Source organism: Micromonospora parva, from assembly GCF_000718515.1.
GTDB lineage: Bacteria > Actinomycetota > Actinomycetes > Mycobacteriales > Micromonosporaceae > Micromonospora > Micromonospora parva.
Genome location: NZ_JNZS01000014.1, coordinates 128,787 through 152,720, shown reverse-complemented (window position 1 = coordinate 152,720; position 23,934 = coordinate 128,787). Strand labels below are relative to the sequence as shown.

At 74.4% G+C, this 23,934-nt stretch carries 21 protein-coding genes; 11 read left to right on the top strand and 10 right to left on the bottom strand.

Annotated features, from left to right (window positions below; all coding sequences use genetic code 11):
- Positions 1-47 precede the first annotated feature (47 nt).
- Positions 48-1,130: a polyprenyl synthetase family protein gene (locus IF22_RS0121010; protein WP_030334574.1), complete on the bottom strand. Its 1,083-nt coding sequence runs from the start codon at positions 1,128-1,130 to the stop codon at positions 48-50.
- A 9-nt stretch (positions 1,131-1,139) separates the two neighbouring features.
- Positions 1,140-1,538, bottom strand: coding sequence for a helix-turn-helix domain-containing protein (locus tag IF22_RS33890; protein WP_051708666.1), 399 nt, complete (start codon positions 1,536-1,538; stop codon positions 1,140-1,142).
- Positions 1,539-1,846: 308 nt separating this feature from the next.
- Here IF22_RS33890 and metF point away from each other — a divergent pair, with 308 nt between their 5' ends.
- A complete protein-coding gene (metF, locus tag IF22_RS0121000; RefSeq protein ID WP_030334570.1) occupies positions 1,847-2,764 on the top strand; it encodes a methylenetetrahydrofolate reductase [NAD(P)H] in 918 nt (305 codons plus the stop codon).
- 44 nt (positions 2,765-2,808) lie between these two features.
- Complete coding sequence (locus IF22_RS0120995; RefSeq protein ID WP_030334567.1) at positions 2,809-3,498, top strand: CDP-alcohol phosphatidyltransferase family protein; 690 nt, start codon at positions 2,809-2,811, stop codon at positions 3,496-3,498.
- Here the strand turns inward: IF22_RS0120995 and IF22_RS0120990 are convergent, their stop codons facing one another.
- Genes IF22_RS0120990 through IF22_RS0120965 form a run of 6 tightly spaced genes read right to left on the bottom strand, consistent with a single transcriptional unit; the run spans position 3,499 to position 8,800 of the window.
- Complete coding sequence (locus tag IF22_RS0120990) at positions 3,499-4,986, bottom strand: phytoene desaturase family protein (protein ID WP_030334566.1); 1,488 nt, start codon at positions 4,984-4,986, stop codon at positions 3,499-3,501. It lies immediately after the preceding gene.
- 11 nt (positions 4,987-4,997) lie between these two features.
- Entirely contained in the window at positions 4,998-6,125 is a 1,128-nt protein-coding gene (locus IF22_RS0120985; RefSeq protein WP_030334564.1) for a glycosyltransferase family 2 protein, read from the bottom strand.
- Positions 6,122-7,000 (bottom strand): carotenoid biosynthesis protein, encoded by an 879-nt coding sequence (locus tag IF22_RS0120980; RefSeq protein WP_030334562.1) that lies wholly within the window; start codon positions 6,998-7,000, stop codon positions 6,122-6,124. The genes IF22_RS0120985 and IF22_RS0120980 overlap by 4 nt, the downstream gene beginning before the upstream one ends.
- Positions 6,997-7,548 (bottom strand): GNAT family N-acetyltransferase, encoded by a 552-nt coding sequence (locus tag IF22_RS0120975; protein ID WP_030334560.1) that lies wholly within the window; start codon positions 7,546-7,548, stop codon positions 6,997-6,999. The genes IF22_RS0120980 and IF22_RS0120975 overlap by 4 nt, the downstream gene beginning before the upstream one ends.
- A complete protein-coding gene (locus IF22_RS0120970) occupies positions 7,545-8,300 on the bottom strand; it encodes a monooxygenase (RefSeq protein WP_030334559.1) in 756 nt (251 codons plus the stop codon). Before IF22_RS0120970 ends, IF22_RS0120975 begins: the two co-directional genes overlap by 4 nt.
- A gap of 11 nt (positions 8,301-8,311) precedes the next feature.
- On the bottom strand, positions 8,312-8,800 hold the full coding sequence (locus IF22_RS0120965) for a YbaK/EbsC family protein (protein ID WP_030334557.1): 489 nt from the start codon (positions 8,798-8,800) through the stop codon (positions 8,312-8,314).
- A gap of 444 nt (positions 8,801-9,244) precedes the next feature.
- Here IF22_RS0120965 and IF22_RS0120960 point away from each other — a divergent pair, with 444 nt between their 5' ends.
- The 9 genes from IF22_RS0120960 (at position 9,245) to IF22_RS0120920 (ending at position 19,839) form a co-directional block, all read left to right on the top strand.
- A complete protein-coding gene (locus tag IF22_RS0120960) occupies positions 9,245-9,694 on the top strand; it encodes an SAV_6107 family HEPN domain-containing protein (protein ID WP_030334555.1) in 450 nt (149 codons plus the stop codon).
- A 102-nt stretch (positions 9,695-9,796) separates the two neighbouring features.
- Positions 9,797-10,522: a hypothetical protein gene (locus IF22_RS0120955; protein ID WP_030334553.1), complete on the top strand. Its 726-nt coding sequence runs from the start codon at positions 9,797-9,799 to the stop codon at positions 10,520-10,522.
- Positions 10,519-12,111 carry a DNA polymerase Y family protein gene (locus IF22_RS0120950; protein ID WP_030334552.1) on the top strand — a complete coding sequence of 531 codons (1,593 nt, stop codon included), beginning with the start codon at positions 10,519-10,521 and terminating at the stop codon, positions 12,109-12,111. The genes IF22_RS0120955 and IF22_RS0120950 overlap by 4 nt, the downstream gene beginning before the upstream one ends.
- A gap of 225 nt (positions 12,112-12,336) precedes the next feature.
- On the top strand, positions 12,337-15,720 hold the full coding sequence (locus IF22_RS0120945) for an error-prone DNA polymerase (RefSeq protein WP_030334550.1): 3,384 nt from the start codon (positions 12,337-12,339) through the stop codon (positions 15,718-15,720).
- A 93-nt stretch (positions 15,721-15,813) separates the two neighbouring features.
- Entirely contained in the window at positions 15,814-15,990 is a 177-nt protein-coding gene (locus IF22_RS35460; RefSeq protein WP_167337320.1) for a hypothetical protein, read from the top strand.
- Between the two features lie 75 nt (positions 15,991-16,065).
- Positions 16,066-16,833: a methyltransferase domain-containing protein gene (locus IF22_RS0120935; RefSeq protein ID WP_030334547.1), complete on the top strand. Its 768-nt coding sequence runs from the start codon at positions 16,066-16,068 to the stop codon at positions 16,831-16,833.
- Entirely contained in the window at positions 16,830-18,002 is a 1,173-nt protein-coding gene (locus IF22_RS0120930) for an alkaline phosphatase family protein (RefSeq protein ID WP_030334546.1), read from the top strand. The genes IF22_RS0120935 and IF22_RS0120930 overlap by 4 nt, the downstream gene beginning before the upstream one ends.
- Before the next feature lie 62 nt (positions 18,003-18,064).
- Positions 18,065-19,324: a DNA polymerase IV gene (locus tag IF22_RS0120925; protein WP_030334544.1), complete on the top strand. Its 1,260-nt coding sequence runs from the start codon at positions 18,065-18,067 to the stop codon at positions 19,322-19,324.
- Positions 19,325-19,440: 116 nt separating this feature from the next.
- The gene (locus IF22_RS0120920; RefSeq protein WP_030334542.1) at positions 19,441-19,839 is read left to right on the top strand and encodes a DUF3040 domain-containing protein; all 399 of its coding nucleotides are present in this window, start codon (positions 19,441-19,443) and stop codon (positions 19,837-19,839) included.
- 302 nt (positions 19,840-20,141) lie between these two features.
- Here IF22_RS0120920 and IF22_RS0120915 read toward each other — a convergent pair whose 3' ends face one another.
- Both IF22_RS0120915 and IF22_RS0120910 read right to left on the bottom strand, forming a co-directional pair.
- On the bottom strand, positions 20,142-22,619 hold the full coding sequence (locus IF22_RS0120915; RefSeq protein WP_030334540.1) for a transglutaminase TgpA family protein: 2,478 nt from the start codon (positions 22,617-22,619) through the stop codon (positions 20,142-20,144).
- A 16-nt stretch (positions 22,620-22,635) separates the two neighbouring features.
- Positions 22,636-23,934 (bottom strand): DUF58 domain-containing protein, encoded by a 1,299-nt coding sequence (locus IF22_RS0120910; protein ID WP_030334538.1) that lies wholly within the window; start codon positions 23,932-23,934, stop codon positions 22,636-22,638.

Sequence of the window (23,934 nt, the reverse complement as noted above, 5' to 3'; positions counted from 1 at the left end):
GGGGCAGGTGGGGGTGGGGCAGGGGCAGGTGGGGGTGGGGCAGGGGGTTAGTCGGTGCGGCGGGTTGCGGCTATGGCCAGGTCGACCAGGGCCTGGCGGGCCTCGGTGTCGAGGTCGACGGCGGTCAGCGCGGTCAGGGCGGCGTCGGTGAGTGTGGTGATCCGCTGTTCGGTGCGGGCCAGCGCCCCGCTCCCCGAGATCACCTCGCGGAGCAGGGTCACCCCCTGCTCGTCCAGCTCCTGGTCGCCGAGCCGGCCGAGCAGCAACTCGCGGCCCGCGTCGTCGGTGGCCTCCACCGCCGCCGCCACCAGATAGGTGCGCTTGCCCTCGCGCAGATCGTCGCCGGCCGGCTTGCCGGTCAGCGCCGGGTCACCGAAAACCCCCAGCACGTCGTCGCGGAGCTGAAACGCCTCACCCAACGGCAGCCCGTACGCCGAGTAGGCCGCCCGCACGTCCTGCGGCGCGTCGGCCAGTGCGGCCCCGAGCAGCATCGGACGTTCGACGGTGTACTTCGCGGACTTGAACCGGGCGACCTTGCTGGCCCGTTGCACCGAGGTGTCCCCGGTGACCTGCGTCAGCACGTCGAGATACTGCCCGACGGTGACCTCGGTGCGCATCTCGTCGAAGACCGGCCGGGCCCGGGCCAACGCCCACAGGTCCAGACCCGCGGAGTGCAGCAGCTCATCGGACCAGACCAGGCAGAGGTCACCGAGCAGGATGGCCGCGGCGTCGCCGAAACCGTCCGGGTCGCCGCCCCAGCCGGCCTCCCGGTGCCGGGTGGCGAACCTCCGGTGGACCGCGGGCTCGCCGCGACGGGTGTCGGAACGGTCCATCAGGTCGTCGTGAATCAGGGCGCTGGCCTGGACGAACTCCAGTGCGGCCAGGGCGGTGATCACCTGGTCGCTGTCCACCCCGCCGGCACCCCGGAACCCCCAGTACGCGAATGCCGGACGCAGCCGCTTGCCGCCACCGAGCACGAACGCCTCGATCGCCTCGGCCACCGGAATCAGCGCGTCGTCCACGGCGGCGAGCCGGACACGTTGGCCGGCCAGGAACTCGGTGAGAGCCTTGTCGACCCGCTCCCGCAGGCCGTTGCGGTCGACGGGGGAGACGGGAGCAGCGTGGGTCACGCCCCGACGCTAGCCGGTCGTCATCGTTCGTGCTCCACCGCCACGCGTGGTGCGGCCGGGACCCGTTCGCCCAGCCGGTCGTACGCCGCGCGGCGTGGCGCGTCCCGGCCCGGTGGCGCGTCCCGGCCCGGTGGCCCGCGTCGAGCCGGCCCGGCGGGTGGCAGCGGCGGCCTCGGCGAGCGTCACCAGCGGCACGTCCAGGACGACGGCGAGCCAGCCCAGCCAGAACCCGCCCGGCACGCGACGCTGGCGCTCCCACCGGGAGATCTCGTGCCGACTCAGCGTCGGCACCCCGGCGGCGGCGCACAACTCGGCGGCGGCTCGCTGCTGGCTCCAGCCCCGGGCCAGTCGGCACCGGGCCAGCAGCGGCCCGAGCTGCGTGCAGCGCGGCGAGGCGGGCGGGATCATGGGTCCTCCTGGCGGGAGTCGGTGCGGTGGCGCCCGACCCGCCCGACCGGACGGGACCGGCGTCATCGCTCGGTTGCTGACCCCCGCACGGGACCCCGGGGCCACCCCCGCCGCCCCTCCCGCACCGCCAATTTCTACCCCGGAGGTACGACGCCTTTCCGCCCGCCGGCTCGGCGCGGATCAGGCGACCTCGCCAACCAGGTGAGCGCCCGACCGACACCGGCCACCGGGTCGGGCGGACCGGGCGGCGTCGGCCGCTGGATGGGAAGGGCCTGGGTCCTGTTGGCGCCGACCGCTAGAGTCGGAGCGTGGCGCTCGGTCTTCCCTCGACACTCCCCAATCCGCAGCCGGCGATCGGGGAGCTCATCCGTGAGCACCAGCCGACCTTCTCGTTCGAGTTCTTCCCGCCCAAGACCGAGGCGGGGGAGCTGCTGCTCTGGCAGGCCATCCGCGAGCTGGAGTCGCTGCGCCCGTCGTTCGTGTCGATCACGTATGGCGCGGGCGGCTCGACCCGGGACACCACCGTGGCGGTGACCGAGCGGATCGCCACCGAGACCACCCTGCTGCCGATGGCCCACCTGACCGCGGTCAACCACTCGGTCGCCGAGCTGCGGCACGTGGTCGGCCGGCTCGCCGGGGTGGGGGTGCGCAACGTGCTGGCCGTTCGGGGCGACCCTCCGGGTAACCCGAGCGGCGAGTGGATCCGCCACCCCGAGGGGGTGGACTACGCCGAGGACCTGGTCCGGTTGGTGCGTGACGCCGGTGACTTCAGCGTCGGCGTGGCGGCCTTCCCGTACAAGCACCCGCGCTCGCCCGACGTGGCCAGCGACACCGCCCAGTTCGTCCGCAAGTGTCGGGCCGGCGCGGAGTTCGCGATCACCCAGATGTTCTTCGACGCCGACGACTACCTGCGGTTACGCGACCGGGTGGCCGCCGCCGGCTGTGACACCCCGATCCTGGCCGGGGTGATGCCGGTGACCCAGATCGGCACCATCGAACGGTCCGTGCAGCTGTCCGGTGCGCCGTTCCCGCCGGCGTTGGCGGCCCGCTTCGAGCGCGTCGCCGACGACCCGGACGCCGTCCGCCGGCTCGGCATCGAGCAGGCCAGCGAGATGTGCCGCCGACTGCTGGACGAGGGCGTGCCGGGAATCCACTTCATCACCCTCAACCGGTCCACGGCGACCCGTGAGGTCTGGCAGAACCTGAAAGCCGGCGCGCGCGTGTGAACACTGCGCCTGCGACACCTGTTGCCCGGCGCGACGGTTGATCCGTGGTGGGCACACAGCTGAACTGGGATCAGTACGCCACGGCGTGGGCGCGGCTGCACGGCGGGTTCGACCCTCGGGTCGCGGCGCCGGTGGTGCGTGCCTGGCTGCGATTCGCGTACCACGTCGGATATGTGCTGGGCCGACTGCGGGTCAGCCCCACCGCGGTCACCGTGGCCGGGGTGCTGCTCTGCTTCTGCGTACCGTTGCTGGTGAGCCGGCCGGGGGACGGGCCGTTCCTCGGTGCGCTGTTCGTGCTGCTCGCCGCCGTGGCGGACAGCGTGGACGGTGCGGTGGCGGTCGCCACCGGCCGCACCACCCGGCTGGGCTACGTCTACGACTCGGTCGCCGACCGGCTCGGTGAGGTGGCGTGGCTGCTGGCGTTCTGGCTGGTGGGCGCACCAGGTGGGCTGGTCGTCGCGGGCGGCGCGCTGTCCTGGCTGCACGAGTACGTCCGGGCGCGGGCGGTCGCCGCCGGTATGCGGGAGATCGGTGCGGTGACAGTGGGCGAACGCCCCACCCGGGTCTCGGTGGCGCTGGCCGGCTTGCTGGTCGCCGGGTTGGCCGGGCTGATCGAGCCGGACCTGGCCGCCGGCACCATCACCATGGCGACAGCGGTCTGGGTGCTGCTGGCCGGGTTCGGCCTGGGGCAACTGCTCTCCAGCATCCGGCGCGCCCTGCTCGACGCCGATTGACTACCAGGCGGGGCCGATCTCGTCGGCGACGATCTGCGCGGAGAGGGTCACCATCGGCAACCCGCCGCCCGGGTGGGTGGAGCCACCCACCAGCCACAGCCCGTTCGCCGGGCCCCGGTTGGCCGGGCGGAGCAGCCCGCCGGCGGTGCCGTAGATCGAGCCACCTGGCGCGCCGGTCGCCACGTCCAGGTCGGCGGGGGTACGGATCTCACGGAACAGCAACCGGTCGCGGACGTCCACACCGCGCCGCGCCAGCACGTCCAGGATCCGGTCGGCGTACGCGTCGGCCAGCCCCGGACGTCGCCAGTCGACAGCTCCCGCCGCGGTGCCCTGCCGAGCGGCGTTGACCAGCACGAACCACGCCTCGTGTCCGGCGGGGCGGACCATCGGGTCGTCGGCCACCGTGACGAACACCGTCGGGTCGGCCGCCGGCCGGGCCCGCACCCCGCGCCCGGGGTCACCGAAGACCGCGTCGAACTCGGCGTCGTAGTCGTCGGGGAAGAAGACGTTGTGGTGGGCCAGCCCGGTGCTGCCGGAGACGCCGAGCAGCAGCACGAAACCGGCGAGGCTGCGGTCGGTCAGCGCGGCCAGCCGACCCGGGTGCGGCAGCAGGTCACGGTAGACGGTGATCGCGTCCACGTTGGCCACCACCACGTCGGCGGGCACCGGGGCGGCGACTCCGGCGAGGCGTACCCCGTGCACCCGGCCGCCGGTGGCGTCGATCCGGGTGACAGTGGCGTCGGTCTGCACGACCACGCCGAGGTCCAGGCAACGGGTCAGCAGCGCGTCGGCGAGCGTGCCCAGCCCGCCGCGCAGGTACCAGCCACCGAAGGCCAACTCGGCGTAGGGGACCGCGACCAGCGCCGCGGGTGCCCGACGTGGGTCGGCGCCGGTGTAGGTGGCGTACCGGTCCAGCATCATCCGCAGCCGCGGGTCGGACAGGTGCCGGCGGCCCAGGCCGCGCAGGGTGCGGCCCGGGGCGATGGCGGCCAGGTCGCCGACGCGCCAGGCCAGCGACGCGAGGTCGCGGGGGGAGTCGACGGTACGGCGCAGGATGTCCCGCGAGGAGGCGTTCCACACCCGAGCGGCCCGACGCCACAACCGCTGCCAGTCGGCCGCCGCCCGGTCGCCGAAGGCGGCGCCGATCCGGCTGGCGAACTCCACCGGGTCGGCGCACGAGTCCAGTGCCGGGCCGCCGCCGGGGAAGACGTGCCGGACGATCGGGTCCAGGCCGACCAGGTCCAGGTACTCGTCGAGCTTCGCCCCGGTCGCCTCGAACAGGTCGTGGAAGACCTCGGGCAGGGTGAGCAGGCTCGGCCCGGTGTCGAAGTGGAACGACCCGGCCGGTGTGTCGTGCGCGTACCGGCCGAGCTTGCCGCCGACCGTGTCGGCCCGCTCGAAGACGGTCACCTGGTGCCCGGTGGCGGCCAGCCGGGCGGCGGTGGCGAGGCCACCCACCCCGGCGCCGACGACCACGATCCGCGCCATACCGCGTCCTCCTAGCTGACCGGGCGACCCCGCCAGGTCAGGCGGCGTCGCTTTCGCAGATGGTACGACCGCACTGTCAGCCAACCGAGGACCACGACCGACACGGGGTGTGCGAGCGCGTCGGGCCACCATCGGCCACCTGTCGCGCGGGCGGTGAGCACCCGCCCGGCCACCCCGAGCAGGTAGCCGGCCAGGCCCACGGCGGCCACCCCGGGCGCGCCGGCCACCACGCCAGCCAGCGCCACCAGTGGCGGGGCGGTGTAGAGCAGCAGCAGCGCCGCCACCACGGCCGCCGCCGCGCCCGGGTGCCCGAACGACGCCCAGAGCGACTTCGAGTACCCGTCGCGCAGTTGCGGCCAGTCGTCGTACATCCGGCAGGTGGCCAGCCGGGAGCCGTCGGCCAGGGCGATCCGCCCGCCGGCCCGCTTGACCGCCCGGGCCAGCTCGACGTCCTCCAGGATCCGGTCGGCGACCGCGGCGTGCCCGCCGGCGGCGGTGTAGCCGGCCCGGTCCACCACCAGGAACTGCCCGCCCGCCGCGGCCAGCGACGGCCGCGGTGAGCGTTCCATCGCGCGCAGCGGCAGGAAGGTGAGCCAGAGCCACTGCAACAGCGGCTGCACCAACCGGTCGGCCGCCGTCGCCACCACGATCCGGGGGTACGGCGACAGCAACGTCACCCGGGCGGCGCGCAACTCGGTGACGGCCGCGGCCACGGCGTGCGGGGCGAGCACCACGTCGGCGTCGACGAAGACCAGCGCGGTGGCGTCCGGGTCGGCCCGGGTGGCCAGCTGCCAGCAGGCGTGCGGCTTGCCCAGCCAGCCCGGCGGCGGGGCGACGCCGCTGAGCAGCGTGACCCGGGGGTCGTCGCCGACCACCGCGCGGACCACGTCGGCGGTGCCATCGGTGGACCCGTCGTCGAGGACCACGATGCGCAGCCCGGGTACGCCGCGTTGGGCGAGCAGGGCGCGCAGGCAGGGTGTGACCCGGGTGGCCTCGTCGCGCAGCGGCAGCAGCACGGCCACCGGCTCGTCGACGGCGTCCGGCCGGTCGGTGGGCCGGCGCAGCCAGCGGGCGGCGTTGAGCCAGGTGTGTCCGGTCAACGCGGCGACGGCGATCAGCAGGGCGAGCAGGACGGTCATCGGTTGGCGTCGACGCCGGCGCGGCGCGGCTCGTGGTCCTCCCGGTCCGCGGCGCGGCTCCGGCGGTCGCGCAGCAGGGTCACCGCCAGCGGCACGGCGGTCACCGCCATGCCGGCGGCGCCCCACAGCGCCGAGGCGGGCAGGTCGAGGAAGACCGCGTGGGCCAGGATGCTGGAGAAGTACGTCCACAGGTACAGCGCGACCATCGGGTGGTCCCGCCGGTCGGTGTGTTCGACGGCCCGGCCGGCCAGCGGGCGCAGCGCGCTCATCATCAGCACCGCGAAGAGCAGCCAGCCCAGGTAGTTGCTGACCGGGATGCCGGCCAGGCCGGGCAACGCCGGGGTGGCGTCGCGCCAGACCCAGTAGCCCTCGGCCACCATCTGCGGGTCCAGGAAGAGGTCCCAGGCGGCCAGCCCCACAGTGGCCAGCGCGATCCGCCCCACCCACCGCCCCACCGTCGACCCGCTGCCGCCGGCGGTCAGTGCGCCGCCGTCGGCCGTCGCGGCGTTGCCGCCGGTCAGTCGGACCGCTGCCAGCCACGCCGGCCAGGCCATCCAGGTCCAGGCCAGCGGAATGATCAGTGGCACCCCGGCCAGCTTGGGGCCCAGCTCCCCGGAGTAGTCGTAGCTGCCGAACGGCACGCCGGTGGCCACCCCGATCGCCTCGATCGCGAACCCGCCGCCGGTGGCCACCGCGACCAGCGCCGCCGCCACCCGTGGGCCCCGGCTGAGCAGCGCGTGGCCGACCGAGAGCAGCCAGCCGAGGACGACGGTGGCCACGGTGAGCCCGGCCCGGGTGTCGCCGGTGGTGAGCGGGTAGCAGATCTGGGCGAGCACCAGGACGGCGAGCAGTGTCCAGGAGATCCGTCGGGTCATGACGCCGGCGGGTCGAGCGGCAGATCCCGACCGAGCACACCGAACGGCCGCTCGTCGCCGGGGAAGTGGAAGTCGCGCAGCACGTCGACGAAGCCGAACCGTCGGTACAGCCGCCAGGCCCGCGAGGTCTGCTCGTCAGCCTCCGGGGTGGACAGCAGCGTGGTGTCGCCCTCCGCCATGCCGAGCAGGGCGCGCAGCTGACCGGTGCCCAGGCCGTGCCCCTGCGCCGGTGGCCGGACGTGCAGCTCGACCACCTCGAAGCAGTGGGTGAGCCAGCGCGTACGGGTCGGGGCGTCCAGCGCGCGGTGCACCTGGTCGTGCCACCACTGACCGGAGGCGCCCAGATAGCCGTAGCCGAAGCCGGCGAGGTGCCCCTCGCTGGTCAGGCTGGCGACCGCCCGGAAACCCGGCCGGCGAACGTGGGTGGCGATGTAACCGCGCCGGGCCTCCAGCAGGTCGGTGCGGTATCCCATCGCCTCGCCGTAGACGGCCACCACGTCGTCCAGCCGCCGGACGAGATCGTCCGGCGTCCAGCGCACCAACCTCATGCCCGTCCACCCTTCACCGTTTCCGGGCCACCATCGGCGGCCCACCCGAGCACCGACCGGTCGCCGACCACGTCGCGCACCTCGAACCGGGCGAACAGCTCCTCGGCGTACCAGCCCGCGGTGGGGGTTCGCATGATCGCCGCCCGATGCTCCGGGTGACGGTACGCGAACGCCACCAGGTCCGTCGGGTCGCGCCACACGCTCACCGTGCCCTGCCAGCCCAACGGTGCCTCGCCGACCCCGAACCGGGCCAGCAGCCCGGGCGCGTCGCGCAGGGCGGCGGCCACCGGTGGGATCGCCCGCCAGAAGGTGGCGGCCCGGCGGGCCCGCAGCCGGGCCCGGGTCAGTGCCAGCACCGGGCCGGTGACCCGGCCGCCCGACGGGTCACCGAAGGGCCGCTGGCCGGACCACTCGCCCCGGCTGGTCAGTGGGCGCAGGTCGATCCGGGCCTGGGCGTGGGCGATGCGTGCCCAGGCCCGTCCGACCGACGAGTCGTCGAAGTCGGCCGCCGCGGCGGGGGAGTCCCAGACGGTCAGCGCCGCCCACCGGGTCAGGTCGGCGTCCCTCGGCCCGAAGTCGGTGCCGGTCCCGGTGCCCAGCAGCTTGCCGAACCGGGCGCCCGGGAGGGCGCGCAGCCGGCGTGGGTCCAGCGCCATCCGGGTCAGCGCCCGGGGCAGCGCGCCGCGGGAGGTCCGCCACACGTGCAGCGTGACCAGCTCCGGGACCGCGCTGCCGGACTGGTTGGTCAGCACGCTCCGCTCGCTCACGCCACCTCGGCCGGGGTGCCGGCGGTGACCCGCAGCAGTTCGGTGTAGGTGGTCGGAAAGACCGCCTGGGGTACGCCACCCGCGGCCCAGATCTCCGGGTACGCCGCCAGCGCCGTGTCCACCAGGGTGCGCAGCGGGTGCGGGTGCCCGAGGGGGGCGACCCCGCCGATCGGCTGTCCGGTGTGGGTCCGGACGAACTCCGGGGTGGCCCGGCGCAGCCGGGTGACGCCGATCGATGCCGCCAGGCCGGCGGTGTCGACCCGGTGCGCGCCGGAGGTGAGCACGAGCAGCGGCGTGTCGTCCGCGTCGAAGATCAGGGAGTTGGCGATCTGACCGACCTCGACGTCGAGCGCCTCGGCGGCCGCCGCGGCGGTGTGCACCGCGTCGGGCAGCAGACGGACCAGGCTGGGCTCGCCGGTGCCGTCGCGCGTGCCGGCGGCGGTGAGCGCGTCCTGCACCGCTCGTACGTTCGGGTGTGGCTGCATGTCGTCATTCTTCCCGGTTCGCCGGGGTGGGTTCATCCGGCCGGCACGCTCAGCGCGTCACACGTTGCATTTTCGTCGGAGGGGAGGTGTACTGTCAGCAGTAGTTAGAACGAGTGTTCGATTGCCTCGAACGCCCGTTCCAACCAGCCGGAGCGCGGCGTTTCGCGGCGCCACCTCCGGGCGGTGCGGCTCCGCGGGCCGCACCTGGGTTTCCGGGCAGTCGCGAGCCTGGTCCCAACAGGCAGGAGCGTCGTCCGCCGCCCACGACCCCCGGGCGGCGGGCGACGCACCCGCCGGTCCGCCGGCCGGGTGTGGTGTGGGGAAGCATCCACACCCGGCCGGCCACACCCGGTGCGTCTTCCTCCGCACCACCCCGACCTCGGCGTCTCGTCGGTGGCAGCAGCCGCCGCAGTGACGTCTCGGCCACGTGGAGGAGAGACACCCATGCCGACCAACCCGGCTCAGGCACCGACGGTGCCGGCACACGTGCTGCCGCATCGCACCCCCGCCCAGCTCCTCATGTTGGCCCGCCGTGGGCTGGTCGAGGCCGGCCAGACCCGACCTGACGGCCTGCGCTACGCGGCTGCCCACCTGGCCGCCCTGCGCGCGGCGGCGGCCCTGCTCGCCGCCCGGGCCCGGCCCGCGCCGAGTCGGCGCAACCGGATCACCAGCGTCTGGGTCCTCCTCTGCGCGGTCGCTCCAGAGCTCGACGAGTGGTCCCGGTTCTTCGCAGCGGGGGCCAGCAAGCGTGCCGCCGCCGAGGCCGGCATCCCCCGGGTGGTCAGCGCCCGGGAGGCCGACGATCTGCTCCGCGCTGCCGAACAGTTCGTCACGGTGGTGGAAGCCGCGCTCGGCGTGGCCCACCAACCGGCTCTGGACGGCCTCGCCGCCTGATCCCGTCGTGCCACCGGCCGCCCTGCGGGGGGAGCCGGGCGGCCGGTGGCACGGCGTGCCGGTCCTGATCTGATCCACAGCAACGACGGGGGAGTTGGTCCAATGGCGGGCCGCATGGTGGTCGGTTCCGCCGCGCTGGCCGATCTGGTGCGCCCGGCGAGCGCACCCGACCCGGTCGGTGGCCACCGGGTGCTGCCGGTGGTGCCCGAGTTGACCGGTCTGCTGCCCAACCGGGGCCTGCGCCGGGGCAGCACCATCGCGGTCGCCGCCGGCCAGCCCAGCCGCAGCGGCGGCACCTCACTGATGTTGGCCCTGCTCGCCGCGGCGTCCCGGGCCGGCTCGTGGTGTGCCGTGGTCGGGGTGCCGACGTTCGGCGCGGGCGCGGCCGCTGAGCTGGGCATCGCCCTGGACCGGTTGGCCCTGGTGCCGAACCCCGGCCCGGAGTGGGCCACCGTCGTGGCCGCGCTGATCGACGGGGTGGACGTCGTGGTCACCACAGTGCCGGCGACGGTCTCCGCCTCGGTCGCCACCCGGTTGGCCGCCCGGGCCCGGCAGCGCGGCAGTGTGCTCGTCCCGTACGGCCGGTGGGACGGCGCGGACGTGACGTTGCAGGTGGTCCGTGGTGTCTGGGAGGGGCTCGGGCTGGGCCGGGGGCGGTTGCGCCGCCGGGAGATCACCGTCTCGGCGCGCGGGCGCGGGGCGGCCGCCCGACCCAAGGAGATCAAGGTCTGGCTGCCGGGCGACGAGTTGACCCGGGTGATCCCTCGTACGCCGCCGTCGCCCGTGGGCCGGTCGGCCGCGCCGCTCGCCCTGGTCGGTCGGGGATGACCGGCGCGCCGGCACGGACCCTGCTGCTGTGGTGCCCGGACTGGCCGGTGCTCGCCGCCGAGATCGTCGACGGGGTGCCGGCGACCGGCCCGGTCGCCGTGCTGCACGCCAACCGGGTGGTCGCCTGCTCCGAGCGGGCCCGCGCCGAGGGGGTGCGTCGGGGCCTGCGCAAACGGGAGGCGCAGGGCCGCTGCCCCCAACTCACCGTCGTGGAGTACGACCCGGGTCGGGACGCCCGGGCGTTCGAGCCGGTGGTCGCCGCGGTGGAGGAACTGGTGGCCGGCGTCGAGGTGGTCCGTCCGGGCGCCTGCGCGGTGGCCGCCCGGGGGCCGAGCCGTTACCTCGGCGGCGAGGAGGCCGCCGCCGAGCGGATCATCGAACACGTGGCCCAGTCCTGCCTGGTGGAGAGCCAGGTCGGCATCGCCGACGGGGTGTTCGCGGCCGGGTTGGCCGCTCGCGCCGGCCGGGTGGTGACCCCGGGCGGGACACCGGAGTTCCTGGCCGGGTTGCCGGTCGAGGCGCTCGGCCGGTCGGCGCTGGCCGACCTGCTGCGCCGGCTGGGGGTGCGTACCCTCGGCGACTTCGCCGCGCTGCCGGCCGGCGACGTGCTGGCCCGGTTCGGGTTCGACGGTGCGCTGGCCCATCGGCTGGCCGCCGGGCGGGACCACCGCCCACTCGCCGTCCGACAGCCGCCGGCCGACCTGACGGTGACCTCGGAGCACGACGAGCCGATCGACCGGGTCGACGCGGCGGCGTTCGTGGCCCGGGCGTTGGCCGAGCAGCTGCACGAGCGGCTGGCCGGGCACGGGCTGGCCTGCACCCGGCTCGGCATCGAGGCGGTCACCGAGCACGGGCAGGAGCTGCACCGGGTGTGGCGGCACGATGGCCTGCTCACCGCCGCGGCCATCGCCGACCGGGTGCGCTGGCAGCTCGACGGGTGGCTCTCCGGCAGCAACGGTCGTGCCGGTGCCCGCGCGGCCCGACCGACCGCCGGCATCATCCGGCTGCGACTGGTCCCGGACGGGGTGATCGCCCAGGCCGGTCTGCAGGCCGGCCTCTGGGGGGAGACCGGCGAGGAGCGGGAACGCGCGCACCGGGCGCTGAGCCGGGTGCAGGGCATCCTCGGCCCGGAAGCGGTGGTCACCGCGGTGCTCGGTGGTGGGCGTTCCCCGGCCGACCAGGTGCGACTGGTGCCGTGGGGCGACGAACGACTCCCGGCCCGGCCCGGCCCGCCGGCCGGCGCGAGGGCTGGTGAGGGCACCCCGCCGTGGCCGGGCCGGCTGCCGCCGCCCGCGCCCGCCGTGGTGCTGCCCAGTCCGCTCGCCGCGACCGTGCACGACGCCGCTGGCGAGCCGGTGGTGATCAGCGCGCGGTTGGCGGTGAGCGCCGCGCCCGCCCGACTGGTGGTCGGCACCGGTCAGCCAGCGGAGATCGTGGGTTGGGCCGGGCCGTGGCCGGTGGACGAGCGCTGGTGGGCGCCGGCCGAGGCCCGCCGCCGGGCCCGGTTCCAGGTCAGCCTGGCCGACGGTGCTGCCCTGCTGCTGGCCGTGGAGTCGGGGCAGTGGTTGGTGGAGGCGATCTATGACTGAGTCAGGTCGATCCCTGCCCGGCGTCGGCTGGCTCCGCGCTGGCCGGGGAACAGACGTCCTGATGAGCATGATGACTCACCGGCATCAAGATGCCGGTGAGTCATCACGCTCATCGCACCTCTCGCCGCCGGCGGGGCGACCGCCGTCGTGTCCGTCGTCGACCCGGTCGCCCAGCGTCCCTCGGCCGAGCAGTACCGGGCCGAGCAGCGCGGCCGGAGCGGCCGGATGAGCTTTCACAACCCGAAGATGCCCTGGTCGGAGCTGGAGCGCGTGCTCTCCGGCCGGGCCGGTGACACCCGAGCGGGTGGCAACCGCGGGAGCAGAGGTGAGCGGCACCTGCACGTGGTGGACCCGCTCGCCGTGGACGCCGATGGTGGTGACTCCCCGGCCTGGAGCCGCCGCCGTGAGCAGTACCAGCCGCCGGAGCTGACCCGCCCCGACGGCGTGGTGCCCTACGCGGAGCTGCACGCGCACACCAACTTCAGCTTCCTCGACGGCGCCAGTCACCCGGAGGAGTTGGCCGAGGAGGCGGCCCGGCTGGGGCTCACCGCGCTCGCCGTCACCGACCACGACGGCTTCTACGGGGTGGTCCGCTTCGCCGAGGCGGCCCGCACGCTGGGCCTGCCGACCATCTTCGGCGCGGAGTTGTCCCTCGACCTGCCCGGTCCGCAGAACGGCGAGCCCGACCCGCAGGGCGCGCACCTGCTGGTGCTCGCGCACGGCCACGAGGGGTACGCCCGGCTGGCGACCACCATCGCCCGCGCCCAGCTACGCGGCGGGGAGAAGGGCCGCCCGGTCTACGGGGAGCTGGAAGAGGTCGCCGCCGAGCTGAAGGACCACGTGCTGGTGCTGACCGGCTGCCGCAAGGGGCACGTGCCGGGGGCGCTGCTCACCGAGGGGGTGGACGCGGCGGCCCGCGAGTTGGACCGGCTGACCGCGCTCTTCGGCGCGGAGACGGTGGCGGTGGAGCTGACCGACCACGGCCACCCCGTCGACGCCGACCGCAACGACGCGCTCGCCGAGCTGGCCGCGGCGGCCGGGTTGCCGACGGTGGCCAGCAACAACGTGCACTACGCCAGCCCTGGCCGGCGGCGGCTGGCCACCACCGTCGCCGCGGTGCGGGCCCGACGCAGTCTGGACGAGATCGACGGGTGGCTGCCCGCGGCGGCGACCGCCCACCTGCGCAGCGGCGCGGAGATGGCGGCCCGGTTCGCCGCGTACCCGGGTGCGGTGGCGCGGGCCGCCGAGTTCGGCGCCGAGTTGGCCTTCGACCTGCAACTGGTCGCGCCGCAGCTGCCGGCGTACCCGGTGCCACCGGGGCACACCGAGATGAGCTGGCTGCGCAAGCTCACCGCTGACGGGGCGCACGAACGCTACGGGCCGCCGCAGGCGCACCCGGCGGCGTACGCGCAGCTCGACCACGAACTGAACATGATCGAGGAGCTGGGGTTCCCCGGCTACTTCCTGGTGGTCTACGACATCGTCAGGTTCTGCCGTGACCAGGACATCTACTGCCAGGGCCGGGGCTCGGCGGCCAACTCGGCGGTCTGCTACGCCTTGCGGATCACCAATGTGGACGCGGTGCGGCACCGGCTGCTCTTCGAGCGGTTCCTCGCCCCGGAACGCGACGGCCCACCGGACATCGACGTGGACATCGAGTCCGACCGTCGGGAGGAGGTGATCCAGCACGTCTACACCCGCTACGGCCGGGAGCACGCCGCCCAGGTCGCCAACGTCATCTCCTACCGGCCCCGCTCGGCGGTGCGGGACGTGGCCAAGGCCTTCGGCTACTCGCCGGGGCAGCAGGACGCCTGGAGCAAGCAGATCGACAGGTGGGGCTCGGTCGCCACCGTCGATGTGGAGAACATCCCCGAGCAGGTGGTGGAGTACGCCAACGAGTTGCAGACGTTCCCGCGGCACCTGGGCATCCACTCCGGTGGCATGGTGATCTGCGACCGGCCGGTGATCGAGGTCTGCCCGGTGGAGTGGGGGCGGATGCCCGGGCGCAGCGTCCTGCAGTGGGACAAGGACGACTGCGCGGCGGTGGGCCTGGTCAAGTTCGACCTGCTCGGCCTGGGCATGCTCTCCGCCCTGCACTACGGCTACGACATGATCGGCGAGAGTCTCGACCTGGGTGACATGACCCTGGACGACCCGGAGGTCTACGACATGCTCTGCCGGGCCGACTCGGTCGGGGTGTTCCAGGTGGAGAGCCGCGCCCAGATGGCCACCCTGCCCCGGCTCAAGCCCCGCGAGTTCTACGACCTGGTGGTCGAGGTGGCGCTGATCCGGCCCGGCCCGATCCAGGGTGGTTCGGTGCACCCGTTCATCCGGCGCAAGAACGGTCAGGAGCCGGTGACCTTCGCGCACCCGCTGATGCGTAACGCCCTGGAGAAGACCCTGGGTGTGCCGTTGTTCCAGGAGCAGCTGATGCAGCTCGCCATCGACCTGGCCGGCTTCGACGCGGCCGAGGCCGACCAGTTGCGCCGGGCGATGGGCGCCAAACGGTCGGTCGAGCGGATGACCCGGATCGCCGAGCGGCTCTACGCCGGGATGGCCGAGCGGGGCATCACCGGTGAGCTGGCCGACGACGTCTACCGCAAGCTCACCGCGTTCGCCAGTTACGGCTTCCCGGAGAGCCACGCGATGAGCTTCGCCTACCTGGTGTACGCCAGTTCCTGGCTCAAGCGCTACCACCCGGCGCCGTTCCTGGCCGCGCTGCTCAACGCCCAGCCGATGGGCTTCTACTCGCCGCAGACCCTGGTCGACGACGCCCGCCGGCACGGGGTGGAGGTGCGCCGTCCGGACATCAACGCCAGCGGGGCCAAGGCGGTGTTGGAGTCCACCCCGGACACCCGGTGGGGCAGCGGGCCGGGGGAGCCGCCGCACGCCTGGGGGCTGGGCGGCCCCGCCGTCCGGCTCGGCCTGTCCAGCGTGCGGACCCTCGGCGCCGACGTGGCCGAACGGATCGAGGCCGAACGGGTCGCCGGTGGGCCGTACCGTGACATGCCGGATCTGGCCCGGCGGCTCGGTCTCACCGCCGCGCAGCTGGAGGCGCTGGCCACCGCGGACGCCTTCGCCTGTTTCGGGCTGACCCGGCGGGAGGCGCTGTGGGCGGCCGGCGCGGCGGCCCAGGACCGGCCGGGTCGGTTGCCCGGCACGGTGACCGGCGCGGCGGCGCCCACGCTGCCCGGAATGGAGGCGGTGGACCGGCTGGTCGCCGACGTGTGGGCCACCGGGCTGTCGCCGGAGAGCCATCCGGCCCGGTTCATCCGGGGGCAACTCGACGTGCTCGGCGCGGTGCCGATCGCCCGGCTCGGCCGGGTGGAGCCGGGGCAACGGATCCGGGTCGGTGGCATCGTCACCCACCGGCAGCGCCCGGCGACCGCGGGCGGGGTCACCTTCCTCAACCTGGAGGACGAGACCGGGATGCTCAACGTCACCTGTTCGCCGGGGCTGTGGCAGCGCTACCGGCGGGTGGCCCGCACCAGCGCCGCGCTGGTGGTCCGGGGGCGGTTGCAGCGGCACGAGGGGGTGACCAACCTGGTCGCCGACCGGCTGGACGCCATCGAGCCGCCGGTGAGCCCCGCGTCCCGTGACTTCCGCTGATCCAGTGATCCACATTACGGTTTCCCGAGCCGCCGAGCGGGAGACTCGTTGCGAGCGGGCAGAGCGGCCCGTGATCCGTGAGGGGGAACGACAGTGACGGGAAATCACGCGTACACCGGTGGAATCGCCAACGCCCGGCGGACCCGACTGGGCAACGGCTGGGTGCCGTCGCACCTCGCCGACCCCCGCGAGTACGAGGTGACCAACGGTCCGGTGGCCAACGAGCGCCGGTCCCGGGCGGAGGACGAGACTGAGGGTGCCGAGGCCTGACCTCCCGCCGCACCACGCACCGATCGGGCGTGTGGTGGGCGCACCCACCACACGCCCGCGCCACCACCGGGCCGGGTGACTAGGCTCGGCCGGGTGGAGCAGACCCGAGGCCGGTTCGCCGAGCCGCCGCTGACACCCCGCACCGCCGTGATCTGGTCGGTGCTCCGCGCCGAGCTGGACCGGCGCGGCGACGCCGAGCTCACCGTGCTGGACGTGGGCGGCGGCACCGGCGGTTTCGCCGTTCCGCTGGCCCGCGCCGGGCATCGGGTCACCGTCGTCGACGCCAGCCCCGACGCGCTCGCCGCGCTCACCCGCCGCGCCGCCGAGGCCGGGGTGGCCGACCGGATCGTCGCCGTGCAGGGCGACGGCGACGCCCTCGCCGGGCTGGTCGAGCCGGCCGGCGTCGATCTGGTGCTCTGCCACGCCGTACTGGAGGTGGTCGACGACCCGACGCCGGTGGTGGCCGCGCTGGCCAGCGCGCTGCGCCCGGGTGGCGCGGCCAGTGTGCTGGTGGCCGGCCGGGCCGCCGCCGTGCTGGGCCGGGCGATGAACGGGCACCTGGACGTCGCCACCGCGGTGGCCGCCGATCCGGCCGGCACCGCGGGGCCGCGCGACACGCTGCGCCGACGCTACGACGCCCCGGGCGCCGCCGCGCTGCTCGGCGCCGCCGGGCTGGTGGTCGAGGAGATCCATGGGGTACGCGTGCTGGCCGACCTGCTGCCGGCCGCTGTCGCCGACGGGCAGCCCGCAGCCCTGGTCGAGCTGGAACGTGCGCTGGCCGCCCAGTCGCCGTACCGGGATCTGGCCGCCCAACTGCACCTGTTCGCCCGCCGCCCGGCATGACCGCCGAGGCCGGTGACGTGCCGGCGCCGCTGGCGATCCTCGGGCCGCAGCACGGCGGCGGCCGGCTCGCCGACGTGCTGCCCAGCGCGCTGGCAGTGCTGGGGGTGCCCGGCTCGACCGACCCGCTCGGGCTGGTGCCCTCGTTGGCCGGGGTACGCCGGATCGCCGTACTGCTGGTCGACGGGCTCGGCTGGTACCAGCTGCCGACCGCGGCGCCGTACGCGCCGACGCTCGCCGGGCTCGCCGCGACGGTGGCCCGCCCGCTGATCGCCGGTTTCCCGTCCACCACCCCGACCAGCCTGGTGTCGCTGGGCACCGGTGTCGCGCCGGGCGCGCACGGGGTGCTCGGCTTCACCGTCCGGGTGCCCGGCACCGATCGGGTGCTCACCCACACGGACTGGGCCGCCGATCCGTCGCCGCTGCGCTGGCAGCCGGTGCCCACCCAGTTGGAGCGGGCCCGCGCCGCCGGGGTGACGACGACAGTGGTGAGTCGGCCGGAGTTCGGCGGCAGCGGGTTGACAGTCGCCGCCAACCGGGGTGGCGACTTCCGGGGCGCCGCCGGCGGAGACGCGGTGGCCGCCGCCATGCTGGCCGCGCTGGCCGCCGGCTCCGGGCCGGCCCTGGTCTCCGGTTACCACGCCGACCTGGACCGGTACGGCCACGTCTACGGCGTCGACTCGGAGCCCTGGCGGGTCGCCGCCGCCGAGGTGGACGCCCTGCTCGCCCGGCTGGTCGACGGGCTGCCCCCGGACGCGGCGCTGCTGGTCACCGCCGACCACGGTCAGCTCGACATTCCCGCCGCGCACCGCTTCGACCTGGACACCGATCCGCGGCTGCGGGCCGGTGTGCGGCTGGTGGCCGGCGAGGCCCGGGTCCGCTACCTGCACACCGAGCCGGGCGCGACCGAGGACGTGCTGGCCGCCTGGTCGGCGGTGCTGGGCGCCACGGCCCGGGTACGCACCCGCGACGAGGTGGTGGCCACCGGCTGGTTCGGGCCGGTGCCCGAGGAACACCTGGGCCGCGTCGGCGACGTGGTGGTGACCTGCAACGACACGTACGCGGTCATGGCCAGCCGTACCGAGCGGCCGATGGCGTCGAAGTTGGTGGCCTACCACGGGTCGGACACCGCCGCCGAGCTGACAGTGCCGTTGCTGGTCGTCCGGGGCTGACCCGGGGGCGGTTCGGCCCACTGGCCGATGGTGGTGTCGTACCCCCGGGTTAACCTGCCGGGATGGGCCGCAGTCAGTCGTTGCCCCGGGGCGACGATCCGCGCTTCGGGCCGGACGCCGACGACTCCGCCAGCCCGATCCTGCACGTCGACATGGACGCCTTCTTCGCCGCGGTCGAGGTGCGCCGCCGCCCCGAGCTGCGTGGCCGGCCGGTGATCGTCGGCGGCGTCGGCCCGCGCGGCGTGGTCAGCTCGGCCAGTTACGAGGCCCGCCGGTACGGCGTACGCAGCGCGATGCCGACCAGCCAGGCCCGGGCCCGCTGCCCGCACGCGGTGTACCTGCCACCGGACTTCTCCGCGTACTCGGCCGCCTCCCGGGCCGTCATGCAGATCTTCCGGGACGTCACGCCGCTGGTCGAGCCGCTCTCCCTCGACGAGGCGTTCCTCGACGTGACCGGCGCCCGGCGGCTATTCGGTTCGCCGGCCACCATCGCCCGGCTGATCCGTCGCCGGGTCGCCGACGAGCAGGCGCTGACCTGCTCGGTCGGGGTGGCGCCGACCAAGTTCGTGGCCAAGCTGGGTTCCACCCGGGCCAAGCCGGACGGCCTGCTGGTCGTGCCTCCGGGGCAGGTGCTCGACTTCCTGCACCCGTTGCCGGTGGACGCCCTGTGGGGGGTGGGGGAGCGGGCCGCCGAGGCGCTGCGCAAGCTCGGCCTGGCCACCGTCGGCGACCTCGCCGAGGCGCCGGTGGGCATGCTCCGTCGAGCCGTCGGTGCCGCCTCGGCGTCGCACCTGCATGAGCTGGCCTGGGGTCGCGACCCGCGCGGGGTCAGCCCCGAGCACGTCGACAAGTCGATCGGCGCCGAGGTGACCTTCGACGTCGACGTGGCCGACCCGTTGGAGATCCGCCGCGCGTTGCTCGCGCTCAGCGCTAAGGTCGGCGTCCGGTTACGCGGCTCCGGCCAGGTGGGGCGCACCGTCTCGCTCAAGGTCCGGCTGGCCGACTTCCGCACCGTCAGCCGATCTCGCACCCTCGACGTGCCCACCGACACCGCCCGTGAGATGTTCGACACGGTCTGGGCGCTCTACACCGCCCTGGACCCGGGCGAGCGGATCCGACTCGTCGGTGTCCGGGTGGAAGGACTCGCCCCGGCGAAGGGCGCTCCCCGGCAACTCACCCTCGGCGCCCCCGAGCGCGGCTGGCGCGAGGCGGAAGCTGCCGCGGACGCCGCCGCTGCCCGTTTCGGGCGGTCCGTCATAGGTCCGGCCAGTCTGATGGGCGACCGTGATCCCCGTCGAAACGAAAATCCACCCCGCCCATAGGTCGTCCCGCTTTCCGACGCGCGACCCCCCTCGTAGACTTGCGGGTAAGCAGCCGGATGGCTGCCACGGTCTGTCGGCCCGAGTGGGCCCGACCAACGTGACCGGGGAGGAGTGCCGTGCCGCTCTCGGAGCACGAGCAGCGGCTGTTCGAGCAGATCGAGCGGTCGCTTGCCGAGGACCCCAAATTCGCCTCGGCCGTGCGCGCCAGCGATCCGCGCTTCCATGCGCGGCGTCGCCTGCTCGTCGCCGCCGGCGTCATCATCGCTGGCTTGGCTCTACTGGTCTATGGCGCGGTGATCAAGACTCCACCACTGGCGGTGGCGGGCTTTGTCGTCATGCTGGCGTCGGCCGCGTTCGCGGTGCAGTCGCACCGGCGGGCGCAGTCACCCGACCTGCACGTGGTGGGCGGCACGACGAGTCGCCGTCGTCCGCGCGGTGGCCGATCCGGTCGCCGGTCGTCGATCCTGGACCGCATGGAGGACAGGTGGCGGCAGCGCCCGGAGGGGCACCGCTGAGCCGGTCCCGCCGCTGAGGCGGGCCGTACGCCGCGACGAGCGGTCGCCGGGCAGGCCCCCGGCGACCTCCGTCGTATCCGCGCGCCCTTCTTCCCCGCTGATCACTCTCCGCAGGACCACCTTTCCGCATGATCGTGCTCGATCCCGGATGGAGTGGCATCGTGCGCCAGGGAGGGGCCTCTTTCCTGGATCGGGCACGATCTTGGGTGGCGGCACCTTAGGCGGGCAGACAGGGGGGCGGCGGTGGTGGCCGCCGCCCCGGATCTGGAACTGCCCTGTCAGCGAGTCGGGGAACTGCCCGGTCAGCGAGCTGCCCGGTCGGCCAGCATCCGTCGAGGGTTCCACCGCAGCAGGCGGTACCGGGCCCGCCCGGTGAACGCCACCATCCGGCCGGACCTGTCCGCCAGGGTGGTACGCCAGCGCAGCAACACCGAGGGCGGCAGCACCGTGGCGAGCAGGCGGGTCCGTCGGTCCGCCCGGGTGGCGAGCGCCGCACGGACCGCGCGGAGCGCCGGCAACAACCGCTCACCGGTCAGCGGATCCCGCGCGTAGCGGGCCCGCTCCTCCGCCCGGCCGAGCAGCCGCGCCGACCCGATCGCCTCGTCGTCGTCGTCGTCCAGAGCGTCCCGGACAAGTCGGTCCGCGGTCGCCCGGGGCGTCTCGGTCGGATCAACCGGGACCCGGAAGTCCACCAGCGTGTCGAGCAGCTCCGCCCAGGCGGCGTGCGCGTCCGCGCGGGCCCGGCTGGCGTCCACACTGACCACCACCGGTCGCGCCCCCGGCTTGCTGTCGCCGTCGACACTGGCGGAGGCCACCGCCGCGCGCACCTCGCGGCCACCCCGTCGGCGGCGTAGCGCCAACCGGCGCAGTGCCGGCACCGCGAGCAGCGCCAGCAGTGCCACCAGGCCCGCCGCCCACCAGGGCCAGACCGGTGGCTGCTCGTCCGGCGTCGTCCCACCGGCTGCGAACCCCTCGTCGGTTTCCCGGTCGGCGTTGTCCGGGCTGGAGGGCCCGGCCGAGGCTCCCGGGTCCGTCGGTGTGGTCGGGACCTCAGTGTCCGGGCTGGGCGTCTCCGGTGCGTCGTTGTCCGGCGCCCAGGGCGACCGGGTCGCGCCGGGCACCCCGTACGCCGGGGTGGCGTCGAACGGCACCCAACCGGCCCCGTCGAAGTAGACCTCGGTCCAGGCGTGCAGATTGAGGTTGGTCAGCGTGTAGGTGTCACCGTCGCGCTTGCTGCCGTTGGTGAACCCGAACGCGACCCGGGCCGGGATGCCGGCCGAGCGGACCAGCCAGGCCATCGCGGCGGCGTACTGCTGGCAGTAGCCGACCTTGTTGGTCAGGAAGTTGACGATGTCCTGACCGCTGCTGCCGCTCTCGGTGCTCAACCGGTAGCTGAACCCGTTGTCCGCCGAGAAGTGCTGGTAGATCGCCAACACCCGGTCGTAGTCCGTGCGCTTGCCCTGGATCAACCCCTTGACCAGCTCCTCCACCTCGGGCACCGGCGCGGGGGTGGCGGTCATCTGACGGCGTACGGGATGGTCGGCCGGCAGTGGCTGCGCGGCCCGCAACGCCGCCTGCGTGAAGGTCGAGCGGACGTAGTCGAAGGAGTACTTCCGGCCCCGGGAGTTCTCCCGGTTGGAGAAGACCACCTGCTGGTTGGTGTCGTAGAGCCAGTTGTCGCTGAGGTCGTCGGTGCGGGTCGGCTCGGCGTACACCGGCATCAGCGACATGCTGAGGCTCTTGGTGACCTCGACCGTCGCCTGGTAGGTGGCCTGCTGCACGCCTGGGCCGGCCCTCTCGGCCGGGTTCGGCAGGTCCCGGTTCACCGACCGGCCGCTGGGGTTGCGCGCCTGGAAACCGCTGGGGCGCAGCTCGTCGGCGACCGCGTAGCGCAGGTAGAACGGGTTCTGCTCGGACGTCTTCACCTTCACCAGGTCGGCTACCTGGGACTGGTTGAGCTGGCCGGCGAGCGAGGCGAACAGGTCGATCCGACCCGACGTGCCACCCGAGCCGCCCCCGTTCCCGGTGCCGTTGCCCGACCCTCGGCTGAGCGAGTCGAGCAGCCCGCCGGTCATGCCGGGCACCGCCAACGGCAGCAGCACCGCCAGGGCCACCCCGACCGCCGCGAGCCGGCGGCCGGCGGACGCCAGCGGGGAGGCCTCCCACACGTCGACGTCGCGGCCGTCACCGGTGAACCGCCGCCCGAAGCGGCGTACGCGGTCGACGTTGTCGGTGACCAGCAGCCAGAGGTAACCGGCGGCGCCCACCACGAACGGCACCGCGGGGACGCTGTCGACGTAGACGGCGACCGGCACCGAGTAGATGGCGAGCATCGGCAGCCCGGCCAGGGCGGGCCGACGCAACCCCACGGCCAGCACGTCCACCAGCACGGCGACCGCACCGACGCCGAGGACGGCGATGAACAGCAGCGGGTCAGTGTCCGGGACCTCGACCCCGTACGAACGCATGTCCTGCATGGAGCCGGCGAGCAGGTCACCGAAGTACGCGAATGTGCCCGGGGTCGGCAGGATCGCGAGCAGCTCCTCGCCGCTGGGGAACAACCAGGTCAGGGCAAGCATCAGGCCGGCCAGCATGCCCAGCACCTGACCCCACAGCGGTGCCCGGACGAGTCGGGTCAGCGCGGCCACCCCGGCCACCACGGCGACCGCGATGATGGACTCGATCAACCACGTCCAGCCCTGGAAGATGGCCGACAGCGGTGCGGCGGCCAGCAGCGTGGCCACCGCCGCCACCACGCCGATGTTCCGACTGCTGATCATGAGGGGAGCCTTCCGTTCATCGCACACCGCCGGCGACCGTCTCGGCCAGCGCGGCCCGCATGGCGAACCCCTGCGCACCCCGGCCGGCCTGCGGCCACAGCGCCGGTAGCCGGCCGCCGTGGTCGACGCCGACCACCCGCCAGCCACTCTGCAACATGGCGAGGACGGCGGCGGCGTGCGCGTGTTCCGCCTCGGCGCGGGCCTTCTCGGGCAGGCTGAGCCAGGTGGAGCTGTTCAACAGGAAGCCGACGCAGGTGGCGTTGTTGCCCCGCAGCCCGGCCAGCAGCTCCGCCTCGGCGACGCTGACAGTGCCGAACAGGCCGATGATCAGACCACCGTCGGAGCGCTGGCGGACCCGCTGCACGAGGCCGGTGACCTCGGCACGCTGATCCAGTCGTACCTCGGCGAGGTGGTCGAGCAGCGCCCCGTCCCCGCCGGCCTCCGAGGCGTCCACGTCCGCCCCCGCGCCGGTGACCAGCCGCAACTTGTAACCGGCCTGCCGCAGGTGGACGGCGATGCTCGCGGCGGCCGAGACCGCCCACTCGAAACTGGCCGTCGGCCCCTCGCCGCGGTGGCCGTACGCCCGGGTGTCCAGCACGACGGTGGCGCGGCTCTCCCAGGGCTGCTCCTCGCGGCGCACCATCAGCTCACCGGTGCGGGCGGTGGACTTCCAGTGCACCCGGCGCAGGTCGTCGCCGCGCCGGTACTCCCGGGTCGCCGCGTCGTCCTCGCCGTGCACCGCCACCGAGCGGGCCCGGCTGTCGCCGCTGCCCGCGTACTCCCCGGGGAGCCGGACCGACGGCAGCGGGGTGACCTGCGGGATGACCGTCAGGTGGTCGGTGCTGGGGAACGAGCGGGTGAGCTCGCAGAGGCCGAACGGATCGGTCATCCGGACGACCAGCGGGCCCACGTCGTAGCGGCCCCGCACGTCGGCCCGCACCGTGTACGCCACGGAGCTGGCCTGGTGCGCGCCGAGCCGCTCCAACACGACCCGGGGCCGGCTGCCCAGCGCGTAGGGCAGCCGGTCCTCCAGGAGCAGGGTGCCGGTCGGCAGCCGGGACAGGTTCTGCAGGCGCAGCACCACCCGGGAGTTGGCCCCGACCGGAACCCGGTGCGGGTCCAGCGAACGGTTGCAGGCCAGCTTGTAGCGGCTGCGCCCGACGTAGGCGGCGGCCAGCAACGGCAGGATGGCCAACAGCACGGCCACCCGCAGCAGGTCCTTCTCGCCGAGGATGCCGGCCGAGATCGCCGCCGCGACCGCGGCGGCGAGGAAGGACCGCCCGCGGGTGGTCAGCCCGCGTAGCCCGGCACGCAC

Bases quoted from the DNA above. Each gene is read 5' to 3' on its own strand.
- IF22_RS33890 (WP_051708666.1), bottom strand. From the start codon at position 1,538: ATGATCCCGCCCGCCTCGCCGCGCTGCACGCAGCTCGGGCCGCTGCTG.
- IF22_RS0120990 (WP_030334566.1), bottom strand. From the start codon at position 4,986: ATGGCGCGGATCGTGGTCGTCGGCGCCGGGGTGGGTGGCCTCGCCACC.
- IF22_RS0120985 (WP_030334564.1), bottom strand. From the start codon at position 6,125: ATGACCGTCCTGCTCGCCCTGCTGATCGCCGTCGCCGCGTTGACCGGA.
- IF22_RS0120980 (WP_030334562.1), bottom strand. From the start codon at position 7,000: ATGACCCGACGGATCTCCTGGACACTGCTCGCCGTCCTGGTGCTCGCC.
- IF22_RS0120975 (WP_030334560.1), bottom strand. From the start codon at position 7,548: ATGAGGTTGGTGCGCTGGACGCCGGACGATCTCGTCCGGCGGCTGGAC.
- IF22_RS0120965 (WP_030334557.1), bottom strand. From the start codon at position 8,800: ATGCAGCCACACCCGAACGTACGAGCGGTGCAGGACGCGCTCACCGCC.
- IF22_RS0120960 (WP_030334555.1), top strand. From the start codon at position 9,245: ATGCCGACCAACCCGGCTCAGGCACCGACGGTGCCGGCACACGTGCTG.
- IF22_RS0120955 (WP_030334553.1), top strand. From the start codon at position 9,797: ATGGCGGGCCGCATGGTGGTCGGTTCCGCCGCGCTGGCCGATCTGGTG.
- IF22_RS0120950 (WP_030334552.1), top strand. From the start codon at position 10,519: ATGACCGGCGCGCCGGCACGGACCCTGCTGCTGTGGTGCCCGGACTGG.
- IF22_RS0120945 (WP_030334550.1), top strand. From the start codon at position 12,337: ATGAGCTTTCACAACCCGAAGATGCCCTGGTCGGAGCTGGAGCGCGTG.
- IF22_RS0120930 (WP_030334546.1), top strand. From the start codon at position 16,830: ATGACCGCCGAGGCCGGTGACGTGCCGGCGCCGCTGGCGATCCTCGGG.
- IF22_RS0120925 (WP_030334544.1), top strand. From the start codon at position 18,065: ATGGGCCGCAGTCAGTCGTTGCCCCGGGGCGACGATCCGCGCTTCGGG.
- IF22_RS0120915 (WP_030334540.1), bottom strand. From the start codon at position 22,619: ATGATCAGCAGTCGGAACATCGGCGTGGTGGCGGCGGTGGCCACGCTG.